This is a genomic window from Brumimicrobium salinarum (genome assembly GCF_002844555.1).
In the GTDB taxonomy this organism is placed as follows: Bacteria; Bacteroidota; Bacteroidia; order Flavobacteriales_D; family Crocinitomicaceae; genus Brumimicrobium; species Brumimicrobium salinarum.
This window is the reverse complement of the sequence record NZ_PJNI01000013.1, coordinates 1-11,669: the sequence shown is the minus strand read 5'-3', so window position 1 is coordinate 11,669 and position 11,669 is coordinate 1. Positions and strand designations below refer to the sequence as shown.

11 protein-coding genes, 1 tRNA gene and 1 pseudogene are annotated in these 11,669 nt (G+C 33.8%); 10 read left to right on the top strand and 3 right to left on the bottom strand.

Features of this window, described 5'->3' with window-relative positions; genetic code table 11:
* Positions 1 to 55: 55 nt before the first annotated feature.
* The 3 genes from CW751_RS11370 to CW751_RS11360 are packed head-to-tail and all read right to left on the bottom strand — an operon-like array spanning position 56 to position 3,231.
* Positions 56 to 1,012, bottom strand: a complete 957-nt coding sequence (locus CW751_RS11370; RefSeq protein WP_101335156.1) for a transketolase family protein — start codon at positions 1,010 to 1,012, stop codon at positions 56 to 58.
* Positions 1,012 to 2,364, bottom strand: a complete 1,353-nt coding sequence (locus tag CW751_RS11365; RefSeq protein WP_133122205.1) for a vWA domain-containing protein — start codon at positions 2,362 to 2,364, stop codon at positions 1,012 to 1,014. Before CW751_RS11365 ends, CW751_RS11370 begins: the two co-directional genes overlap by 1 nt.
* A gap of 24 nt (positions 2,365 to 2,388) precedes the next feature.
* Positions 2,389 to 3,231: a transketolase gene (locus tag CW751_RS11360; RefSeq protein WP_101335154.1), complete on the bottom strand. Its 843-nt coding sequence runs from the start codon at positions 3,229 to 3,231 to the stop codon at positions 2,389 to 2,391.
* Positions 3,232 to 3,342: 111 nt separating this feature from the next.
* Between CW751_RS11360 and prmC the strand changes: the two genes are divergently transcribed.
* From prmC to CW751_RS11310, 10 genes and pseudogenes are all read left to right on the top strand, one after another.
* A complete protein-coding gene (prmC, locus tag CW751_RS11355; protein ID WP_165779296.1) occupies positions 3,343 to 4,191 on the top strand; it encodes a peptide chain release factor N(5)-glutamine methyltransferase in 849 nt (282 codons plus the stop codon).
* 3 nt (positions 4,192 to 4,194) lie between these two features.
* Positions 4,195 to 6,206, top strand: a pseudogene (ligA, locus tag CW751_RS11350) (NAD-dependent DNA ligase LigA).
* Positions 6,207 to 6,644 carry a DUF6913 domain-containing protein gene (locus tag CW751_RS11345; RefSeq protein WP_101335152.1) on the top strand — a complete coding sequence of 146 codons (438 nt, stop codon included), beginning with the start codon at positions 6,207 to 6,209 and terminating at the stop codon, positions 6,642 to 6,644.
* A complete protein-coding gene (gene dapA / locus CW751_RS11340) occupies positions 6,644 to 7,531 on the top strand; it encodes a 4-hydroxy-tetrahydrodipicolinate synthase (RefSeq protein WP_101335151.1) in 888 nt (295 codons plus the stop codon). Before CW751_RS11345 ends, dapA begins: the two co-directional genes overlap by 1 nt.
* A gap of 63 nt (positions 7,532 to 7,594) precedes the next feature.
* A complete protein-coding gene (locus CW751_RS11335) occupies positions 7,595 to 8,476 on the top strand; it encodes a hypothetical protein (RefSeq protein ID WP_101335150.1) in 882 nt (293 codons plus the stop codon).
* Positions 8,477 to 8,485: 9 nt separating this feature from the next.
* Positions 8,486 to 8,986: a hypothetical protein gene (locus CW751_RS11330; protein WP_101335149.1), complete on the top strand. Its 501-nt coding sequence runs from the start codon at positions 8,486 to 8,488 to the stop codon at positions 8,984 to 8,986.
* 9 nt (positions 8,987 to 8,995) lie between these two features.
* Positions 8,996 to 10,003, top strand: coding sequence for a DHH family phosphoesterase (locus tag CW751_RS11325; protein ID WP_101335148.1), 1,008 nt, complete (start codon positions 8,996 to 8,998; stop codon positions 10,001 to 10,003).
* The gene (locus CW751_RS11320) at positions 9,996 to 10,526 is read left to right on the top strand and encodes an FKBP-type peptidyl-prolyl cis-trans isomerase (protein WP_165779295.1); all 531 of its coding nucleotides are present in this window, start codon (positions 9,996 to 9,998) and stop codon (positions 10,524 to 10,526) included. Before CW751_RS11325 ends, CW751_RS11320 begins: the two co-directional genes overlap by 8 nt.
* Before the next feature lie 2 nt (positions 10,527 to 10,528).
* Positions 10,529 to 11,425 (top strand): FKBP-type peptidyl-prolyl cis-trans isomerase, encoded by an 897-nt coding sequence (locus tag CW751_RS11315; RefSeq protein ID WP_101335146.1) that lies wholly within the window; start codon positions 10,529 to 10,531, stop codon positions 11,423 to 11,425.
* Between the two features lie 45 nt (positions 11,426 to 11,470).
* A tRNA-Pro gene (locus CW751_RS11310) sits at positions 11,471 to 11,545 on the top strand.
* Positions 11,546 to 11,669: the final 124 nt, after the last annotated feature.

The window sequence follows — 11,669 nt, the reverse complement described above, 5'->3', positions numbered from 1 at the left end:
AGTGAAGGAGATAAAAAATCCCCGTGAAAAATCTCCACAGGGAATTTTTAAGATATTATTTTCTAGCGATTGCTTTCTTAGCTGCTTTAATAACGTCCGCTGTGTCTATGTTGTATTTTGTCATCAACTCATCTGGCGTTCCACTTTCTCCGAAAGTATCATTAACCCCAACATATTCTTGTGGCGTCGGATTGTTTCTGCTCAAAACTTGTGCAACCGCATCACCCAAACCGCCATTAATCATATGTTCTTCTGCGGTAACTATACAACCTGTTTTTTTAGCTGTTTCTAAAATCGCTTTTTCATCTAAAGGTTTAATTGTATGCATGTTAATTACTTCAGCATCAATTCCTTCTTTCGCTAATTCTTGTGCAGCTTCAATGGATTTGTAAACCATGTGTCCACATGCAATAATCGAAACATCTTTACCTTCAAAAATGGTATCCGCTTTTCCGATTACAAATTCTGCATCATCAGCAATAAAAATAGGCACTTTTGGCCGACCAAAACGAAGATAAACAGGACTGTCTAGGTCTGCAATGGCTTTCGTTGCTTGTTTTGTTTGGTTAAAATCTGCAGGAACAATAACGGTCATATTAGGCATCATTTTCATCATTCCGATATCTTCTAAGATTTGATGCGTTGCGCCATCTTCACCTAAAGTTAATCCAGCGTGTGATGCACAAATTTTTACGTTTTTATCAGAATAAGCTACCGACTGACGAATTTGGTCGTAAACTCTTCCTGTAGAAAAGTTAGCGAAAGTTCCAGTAAATGGAACCTTACCTCCAATGGTCATTCCTGCTGCCATACTGATCATATTTGCTTCAGAAATTCCTACTTGAAAAAAACGATCTGGAAAATCATTTTCAAAAGCATTCATTTTTAAAGAACCAGTTAAATCTGCACACAAAGCCACAACATTGGGATGAGATTTTCCTAATTCATGTAAACCCTCTCCAAATCCTGAACGCGTATCTTGTTTTCCTAATATTTTTATTTCCTTTTCCATTATAAATTTATCGTTAATGATTTATTTGAGTAAATATTAAATTCTTTTGATTTAGTATAGGTGGTTTCTTTTAATTCTTTTTGACGGTAAATTATTTTGTAATTACCTGGTTGAAGAATGAATTTATTACGGGTAGTATTTTCATCAAGATCACACACCCATTCAAGCTCATTTTTACCTTTGATTTCAAATATTTGTCCAGTGACAATTTTATAACTCGATAAGTTTAAGATGCCGGGTGCTGGAATTGAAACGGTATTTGTAGAACTCTGATGAACATCAACAGTTTTGTATCTGCGAGGAAGTGTAAGGATTTCAACATCATATTGACCAACAATATAATTTTGAGGTTCAGAAAATTTCTGAGTATTTAGTGTTTTAGATTTTCCTTTCTCCATTATCCGTACATCAACAAAGCTGTATTTTGTAGGTTGTAAAAATTCAAACTTTAAAATACCTTGTGGTGCGTCAATGTTTATGGTGTTGTGTATGTTTCGTTTTAAAGATATATTTCTCTTTTCAACAGGAGGCAGGGTTTTAACGAGTATATCATATTTTATACTCGGATCTAAAACAAGAGTATCAGGAAGGTCAACCTTGTTTAATGTATGGGTGTAGGCATGTTTTAAATCTTTAGTTCCTGACGCATAGAGCAACATAGATACATCTGTTTCGAGTGGTCTTCCATTGATGGTGTTCAAGTTTATTTGAACAGTGGTGTTAACTAAAGCTTTATTTACAACATTTTTTAATACAGCTTCAAAAGCCATCGGGTCTTCTGCCGATTTGTAATTTCCATAACAGTCAAAATGTGATAAATAAGACATATCTAGTCCTAATCCTATGACAAATGGACTAATTGTAATTCCTTTCTCTCTTAATTTATCAGCAATAACACAAGGTTCGTCATCACACGCTTCAATTCCATCTGTAATAAGAATAATTATGTTTCTTGCCTTTCGATCCGGAAAATCGCTTGCTGCTTGTTCAAGCGATCGTGCAATTGGTGTAGTACCTTTGGCCCGAATGGTTTTTATTTTGTTAAGAATTGCTTGGTGGTTGTTTTTACCAAATGGTACTTCGAGTTTTGTATCAGCACAGTCTTGATAAGTTGCTGTAACAGGAGATTGATGACCATATACCCGCAGGCCGATTTCAACGTTTGGAATATTTTTTAAGCTATCAACAGCATTTGATAATATTCTTTTTGCAGTTATAAATCGAGATTCATTTCCCCATTTTTTATTCATGGAATTGGAAGCATCCAAAATAAATAAAATACGTGTGTACTCCTCCTGAGAATAGCTAAAACTAGCCAATCCAATAAAAAGTATGAAAAGTATTTTTTTCACGAATAAATTCTTTTTCCTTATTGTTTAATAATCTCCAAGTGTTTCCTCTAATTGATTTAATGCACTTTCTAATTGTTCTGAATTTGGAGCGGCTCCATGCCATTTGTGTGTCCCCATCATATAGTCAACGCCTTGTCCCATTTCAGTTTTCATTAAAACAATAATTGGTTTTCCTTTACCTGATAATGATTGTGCTTTTTCAAAAACATCAATTAATGCTTGCATGTCGTGACCGTCAACCTCTAAAGTTTCCCATCCAAAAGCTTGCCATTTATCTTTTAGATTACCCAAAGATAAGACATCTTCTACATCTCCGTCAATTTGACGTCCGTTGTAGTCTACGGTTGCAATTAAATTGTCCACCTTATTTGCAGCCGCATACATTGCTGCTTCCCAAATTTGTCCTTCTTGCAATTCTCCATCACCCATTAAAGCATAAACAAAACGATCATCATTGTTCAATTTTTTTGTTTCAGCTGCTCCAATAGCCATAGATAAACCTTGACCAAGTGAACCGGAAGCAGCTCTAATACCTGGAAGGTTGTGATCTATACTTGGATGACCTTGCAATCGTGAATTTAATTTTCTGAAAGTAGCTAATTCTGATACAGGAAAGTATTTTGCTCTGGCAAGTGTGCTGTACCAAACTGGAGAAATATGACCATTAGATAAGAAAAATAAATCTTCATTTTGTCCGTCTATGGTAAATTTTTCTGGATTATGTTTCATTATTTTATGATACATAACGGTAAAAAAATCAGCACATCCGAGTGAACCTCCAGGGTGACCTGAATTAACGGCTGCTACCATTCTTACTATATCTCTTCTGGTTTGTGAAGCATATTGCTCCAATGTTTTGTTATCCATACTCAACTATTATACAAAATTAATATGGTTACAAACTTAGAGTTAATTTGTGATAATTTTAGTGGTTAAGCTCCTTTATTTATTACTACTTTTGCACAAATGATATTTGATATGAATACAGTTGGCCAAATGCTTTTAAAATTCAATACTGAATTGAATGATGATTTTTCAAATAGAGAAAAAAAACAAATCGGGAAGTTGTTTATGATGGATTATATGTCTTATGATGGTTCTGAATTGATATTGAATAAAAATGAACAGGTTCCAGAGAATATTAAAAATCGTGTTTCAACGGTCATTACAGAAATTAATAACGGTACACCGGTGCAATATGTATTGGGAGCCTCTCATTTTTATGGATTAGAAATAAAATCTGATCCTAGAGCTCTTATTCCAAGACCAGAAACTGAAGAGCTTGTAGATTGGATCCTTAAAAAATGGAAGGATACAAATATTAACATTTTAGATGTAGGAACAGGATCTGGTTGTATAGCTTTAGCTTTAAAAGCTAACTTGGAAAATAGCAGAGTTACAGGTGTTGATGTGATTCAGCATGCGCTCGATTTAGCAAATGAAAATGCAGAAAACCTAAACCTTGATGTGTCTTTTAAATTTGCAAATGCAATGAATTTGTCTTCCTTTTCTTCAAAAAAATGGGACGTAATTGTTTCTAATCCACCTTACATACCAATTGAGGAAGAAACAGAAATGCAAGACAATGTGATTCAACATGAGCCTAAAACAGCTTTGTTTGTTCCTAACGAAAATCCGTTGATTTTTTACAAAGCAATTGGTATTTATGCCAAAAATCATTTGAATGATGGTGGGAGTTTATATTTTGAAGTACATGAAAATTTAGCGCAGTTGGTTAAGTCTACGTTACAAAAGCTAGGATTTTCAAAGATAGAAGTAAAGAAAGATTTGCAAGACAAAGAAAGAATGATTCACGCACAATTATAAATGATGAAAAAAGCAGAAGCACTTCAAAGAATTGAAAATCTCTCTCGGGAATTAAATCACTATAATCATAAATATTATGTGGAGAATATTTCTGAAGTTTCTGATTTTGAATATGATAAGCGTTTGAAAGAGCTTCAGGAATTGGAAGATCAATTTCCTGATTTAGCAGATGAAAATAGTCCAACGAAAAGAGTAGGAGGTGATATAACAAAGAAGTTTCAAACGGTTGCTCACGAATATCCAATGTTATCTCTTTCCAATACCTATTCAGAAGAAGAGATTGTAGATTGGGAAAATAGAGTTAAAAAGTTAGTCGCTGGAAAGGTAGAATATGTTTGTGAATTGAAATACGATGGTGTTGCTATTGGAGTTCGTTACGAAAATGGTAAATTTCTTCAGGCAGTTACGCGTGGAGATGGTTCACAGGGAGAGGATGTTTCTACAAATGTTAAAACCATTCGAACGATACCCTTACAATTAAAAGGTGATTTTCCAGAATACTTTGAAATTCGAGGTGAAATATTTTTTCCTTTATCAACCTTCAATGCAATCAACAAAAAACGTGAAGAACAAGGTGAGGAGTTATTTGCAAACCCCAGAAACTCAGCTTCTGGGACTTTAAAGTTGCAAGATTCAAAAGTTGTTGCTGATCGAGGATTAGATTGCTATTTGTATGGTGTTTTTGGTAAAGACCTACCAGCGGAAACGCATTATGATTCTGTTTTAAAAGCAAATCGTTGGGGATTTAAAACACCCGATGTAGATAATAAATACATACTAAAAACAGATTCTATTGAGGGGATAATGGACTTTATTCATTTTTGGGATGAACATCGTGTAGACTTGCCTTTAGAAATAGACGGAGTAGTTATAAAAGTGAATAGCTACGCGCAACAAGAAGAGTTAGGTAGCACGGCTAAATCTCCACGATGGGCTATAGCTTATAAGTTTCAAACCGAACAAGCAAGTGCAAAATTAGAAAAGGTGACCTATCAAGTTGGGAGAACAGGTGCGGTAACACCGGTAGCTAACCTTTCTCCTGTTGCTTTGGGGGGAACAATTGTCCAAAGAGCTTCGCTTCACAATCAAGATCAAATTGAAAAGTTGGGTTTACATGAATTTGATACAGTTTACGTAGAAAAAGGAGGTGAAATAATACCGAAAATTGTTGGAGTAGACTTGTCGTGTCGTAAAGACAATGCCAAAAAAATTGAGTTCATTGAAGTTTGCCCTCAGTGTAAAACACCGCTGAAACGATTTGATGGAGAGGCACATCATTATTGTCCTAACGAATTGGGATGTCCGCCTCAAATAACTGGAAAAATAATCCATTTTATTTCGAGAAAAGCAATGGATATCGATGGTATTGGATCAGAAACTGTTGAGCAGTTGTTCAATGAAAAACTGATTAAAAATAGCGCAGATTTGTATGGTTTAACTTTCGATCAAATTACATCTTTAGAACGAATGGGAGACAAATCAGCTAATAACTTGCTGGCAGGTCTAAAAAAGTCGAAAAATGTTCCTTTTGAACGTGTTTTATTTGCTCTAGGTATTCGGTATGTTGGAGAAACTGTTGCAAAAAAATTGCGAAAGCACTCAAAAATATAGACGCGATTGTTGGTGCTAGTTATGATGAGTTAATTGCCATTGATGAAGTAGGAGAAAAAATTGCAATTGCTGTTATTGAGCATTTTAAACAACCTGAAAATATAGAAATAGTTTCAAAATTAAAATCAGCAGGACTGCAATTTGAAATTGAAGAGAAAGTTTTGGCAAGTGATAAATTAAAAGGAAAATCAATAGTGGTTTCTGGAGTTTTTCACCAATTCTCAAGAAAGGAGCTGAAAGAGGTAATTGAGCAGCATGGAGGTAAAAACGTAGGAAGTATCTCTTCTAAAACGTCTTTTGTTGTTGCCGGTGAGAATATGGGACCAGCAAAATTAGAAAAGGCCAATAAATTAGGAATTGATGTTTTGAATGAAGAAGAGTTTAAGTCATTAATAGAAAGTTGAATGGAGAAGGGGATTGTTATAGTTTCTGAGTGGATTGATAAAAAAACAATGCGAGACATTGAGTCTATTGTTGAACGTAAAGTTTTAGGGTTCTCTAGAATTGATTATGTATTTTACACCCATGATAAAAAACACTCGTTTGAAGATTGTCCTCAAAAAAATATTTATCTGACTTCAAAAGACTTTTCTTTATTTGGAAAGTTAAGAAATACAATGCTTAAACAGATTCTTCAGGAAAAAGACGTTAATTATTTAATTATTAACGTTGAAGGGTCTGGAAGTATACTTAAAAAAATCATAAAAAACTCACGATTGATTAGTGTGGGAATAAACTTATCTGATTTGTCATTTAACAACTTGGCAATTGCTATAGAAGCTGGCACAACAGAAGAGTTTTTTGAAAAAACAAATAATTATTTACATAAAATTAAAAATTAATGGAAATAAAAGGGACAGGTGTTGCTTTGGTTACACCTTTCAAAAAAGATGGAAGTGTAGATGTAGACAATTTACGAAAGCTTGTAAAGTATCATATCATTAACAATGTGGACTTTCTTGTTGTGCAAGGTACAACAGGTGAAACAGCAACTTTAAATAACCAGGAAAAAGAACAGGTACTGAATACAGTTGTTGAAGAAGTGAATGGAGAAATCCCAATCGTTTTAGGTTTGGCTGATAACAATACTGCTGCGTTAGTAGAATCAATCTCTGGCTTTAATCACAAAGGAATTGATGCTTTTTTAAGTGCTTCACCACATTATAATAAACCCAGTCAAAGAGGAATTGTGGCTCATTTTAAAGCTATAGCAGAAGTAGCTCAAAAACCAATTATTTTATACAATGTTCCAGGAAGAACAGGGAGTAATATGTCGGTGACTACGATTCTAGAACTCGCGCAAATCAATAATATAATAGGTGTTAAAGAAGCATCAGGAGATATTAATCAAGTGATGGAACTTCTTAAATCTGTTCCGGAAAACTTTGTGGTTTTATCAGGAGAAGATGCCTTAACCATGCCGATAGTCGCAATGGGAGGACATGGAGTAATTTCAGTTGTTGCTAATGCTTTTCCTGCTGAATTTTCAACTATGATTCGTTCAGTTAATAATGGGGATTTAAGTTTGGCAAGGAAACATCATTTCGATTTATTAGCAATCACGGAAAGTTTATTTAAAGAGGGAAATCCTTCAGGTATAAAATACTGTCTTCAGTTACTCGGATTGGGAGAGGAAACAGTCCGACTTCCACTAACTACAATAAGTGATGAATTGAAAGCTAAAATGCAACAAGAATTCAATGGAATCGATTTAATTTCAAAGAAATAAATTGTTTTTTTAGAGTTTATTTTTAAATTTAACTAAGTTTGATAAAAATTTAAATTTTAACTAATGTTTAAAAAATACATATATTCATCAGCTGTTATTTTTTTCGCTTTGACTTCTTGTAATACAGAACAAGAAAAGTTGAAAGACGTTTCAAAAGAGGATGTTACAGTGACCTCAGAGGAAGATACGCCTAAGAACGAAATTGTTTATGCTATTCCATCACCAAATGATCAATACGATTTATTGCGTTCATTAAGTGAAGAAGTAAAAAAGGAAATCGTTAATCCTCTTTCTGCTGTTAATAACTACACAACAATAGAAAAACAAGCCTTGAATTTCGGAGTTTACCTCTCTGATGCTGCTTATCTTTTGAGATATGAACAAGGGAAGAAGGTATTCTTAGATTATTTATCTTCTTTAGATAAGCTGGGACAAAATATTGATATAACTAAGATTTACGGAGAAGAATTAATAGAGGAAATAGAAAACGTAGGAGCAGACGACGAAAGACTCTATGAAATTTCTTCTGAAAATTATATTTCAATTTATGATCAGCTCATAGAAAATGAGAAAGGAGCTGAATTGTCTATGATTTTGGCTGGTTCTTGGATTGAAACTATGTATATTTTATTCAACACTGCTGAAGAATATGATAAGCATTATGAAATAGAAGAATATATCATTGATCAACGTTATGTACTTGAAAATCTAATTGGATTCATCAAAAATTATGATCAAAATGACGGAGTCACGAATGTTTTAGCTCAACTAAATCAAATAAATTCAGTTTATGAGGATATGGATTGTCAAGAATCAAATCTTGAAATTGAAGAAAAAGAAGGAACGGTAATGCTTAACGGCGGATTATCTTGTGTATTTGACGAATCAACTTTCACTAAAATGAAATCAACAGTTTTCGAAATCAGAAATTCAATTGTTTCCTAAAAAATTATCATGATGACAAACATTAAAACAATAGCATTAACAGTTTTATTAAGTGTATTTTCTTCGGGTATTACAAATGCTCAATGTCCTTCAGCTAGTAAGGTCATTTCAGTTGACACAAAGAACGACTGGGGTGAAAATTCACAATCAAAATCTGGAAAACTTCGACCAGGAGAAACGTATGAAATGAGGTTTATTATTCAAGGAGGCATTAAATACCGCATTAGTGCTGCTGCAGGAGTTGAAGATTTTTCTGAGGATAATGTGGATTTTAAAGTAATTGGTAAGCAAATCGAAAAGTCACAAGAGAATGGTAGAACATCTTACAGAGCAAAAGAGGTAGTTTTGTATGATAGTCAATCTTCTGATGATGAAGCAATTTTTCTATCAGAACGCACCCGCCGATTAACAATTAAGGTGGAAATAAAAGGCGGTGAAAAATCAAATTTGGTTCAATGTGCAGCAATTTTAGTAGAAGCAAAAAAAGCTTCTAAATTCGGTCTCAATTAATTTCTCTATATGCAGATATTTACTGAGTCAAAACTGACTCAAGTTCAAAACCTTTTTCTAGAAAAAAAGAACTTTGTTATTACAGCTCACAAATCACCCGATGGTGACTCTATAGGTAGTTCTGTGGCATTATACCATTATCTTAAAAAGAAAAAAATCAATGTTACAATATGTCACCCAGATCCGCATCCATACTTTTTAGATTGGATGAAGGGGACAGAAACAATCATCAACTATGAGCAAACACCTGATGCTGTTAAAGCAAAGCTAGAAGAAGCTGATGTGATTTTTTGTTTGGACTTTAACACCTTGAATAGGATCGGAGGAATGAGCAAAGTAGTTGAGAATTCCAAAGCAGAAAAAATTATGATTGATCATCATTTACATCCAAGTGATGAATTTGATATCAATTTTTCTGACCCAGCATCTTGTTCAACTGCACAATTGATAGCAGACTTTATATTGTGTATGAACGATGAGCAATTGTTAGATGAAAATATTGGAGAAGCCATATATACTGGGATAATGACAGATACAGGATCTTTTAGGTTTTCTAGCGTTACTTCTCATACGCATGAGGTAATTGCATTGCTAATGAAATATGGTGTGAAACCATATAAAATACATGAAGCTGTTTTTGATACCAATACATTAGATAAACTTCGTTTACGAAGTTATGCAATTAATGAAAAGTTAGAAATTATCCCCGATTCTCAAACTGCTATAATCTCTTTGACTCAAGCAGAACTCAAGAAGTATAACTATGTTAAAGGTGATACCGAAGGTTTGGTAAATGTAGGTTTATCTATAAATGGAATCAAAAGATCAATTTTTTTAAAAGAGGATGGAATAATTAAGATTTCTTTTCGTTCGAAAGGAGAGAACAATCCAGTTAATGTAATGGCCGCAACTCACTTCGAAGGAGGTGGGCATGCTAATGCTTCTGGAGGAAAATGGAATGGTACGCTAGCAGAAGCGATCCAAAAAATTAAAAATGTATTACCAGAATATGATTAAAGTATTGAGACCATCTATTGTTTTAATTATTTCTTTCTATCTGCTTTTTTCTTGTCAATCTGAATCAAATAAAGCAGTTGATAAACCGATTTGGACAAAAGAACAATCTTCCGAATTAAATAAAAGATTGAGTTTTGATGAGAATCTTAAAATTAAGTCATATCTGAAACTCCGTGAACATTGGGATGTGATTGAAACAGGTTCAGGTTTACGATTATGGATTTACGAAGATGTTGAAGGTGTTGAAGCGAAAGAAAATGATATTGTGGATGTTCGTTTTGAAATAAGACTTTTAAACGATTCATTGTTATACAGTACATCAGAAAACGAATTGAGTAATTTTAAGGTAGATAAATCCGATATTGAATCAGGTGTCATGGAAGGGATTAAGTATATGTCTGAAGGAGATAAAGCCAAAATGATTATTCCCAGTCATTTAGGGCATGGACTGCTCGGGGATTTTAGAAAAATCCCACCTATTGAAGTATTGTTGATTGATTTAGAGCTTGTAAAAATTTATTGATAATGATAAAATTTAGTTATTGCGTATTCGCATTATTATTTCTTTATAGTTGTGAACTTAAAGGCGTTGATTCTGGGTCTGTAGAAAACAAAACAGATATAGACAAGCAGTTAGATACGACAAAAAGTCTAAAGGATACTAATGCTAACGAATTAGAAAATGATAGTTCGGAAAAGGTAAAGATTAAAGAAGAGCCTAGTGATACACTTACACTCCAAAATGGAATAAGAATCACTTATTTTAAGAAGGGTAGTGGGCCCAAACTTAAAAAAGGTGAAATGATAAAGATTGATTATCGTGCAAAGTTAGAAGACGGGACAGTATTCGATGGAAATCATCTGGTTAAAAAGAAGTCTATTCCTTATTTAGTAGGATGGAATCAGCAAACGAAAGGATGGGATATTGCACTACAGGAGTTAAAAGTAGGTGATGATGTTGATATCTTTTTACCGGCTGCTTATGCTAGAGGAGAGAAAGGAATTAAAGGGCTTGTGCCTCCTAATGCTAATAATATCATTTCACTCCGCATTATAGAAAGATTCGAACCTACTAAGGTTGTAGATGATATCCAAATATGGAAATATGATGAATTAGACGAACCCGGAGATTCTATAGGTTTTAAAGACGAAGTACATTTAAATTATTGGGTTAGTAGTGAGCGTAAACCTCGTTATGATAATAATTATATGCGTGGAAAGCCATTTAAATTAATCATGGGAGATGGCAACATTGTACCTGGACTTTACAAGGCACTGCATTTTGGTAGAGAAGGAGATAGATTAATGATTAAAATTCCTGCCAAAGAAGCATACGGAAGTGAAGGGCTTGTTAATCAGGTAGAACCTAATGAAGATATATTCTATGATATTCAGATAGCAAAAGTTATCAAATCAAAATAAATTAAAAGTTCAAATAAAATTCTATATTTGCCTTTTTGCAATATTCGGGATGTAGCTTAGTCCGGTTAAAGTGCTCGTCTGGGGGGCGAGAGATCGGAGGTTCAAATCCTCTCATCCCGACATCAAAATTTATAGCCGAAGGCAAAACCAGAAGACCCAATAAAATTAAAAACTCGTTTTTAATTTTATTGGGTCTTCTGGTTTTAAACGCATGCAATGCGTTATAAATTTTGATGTCTACCAC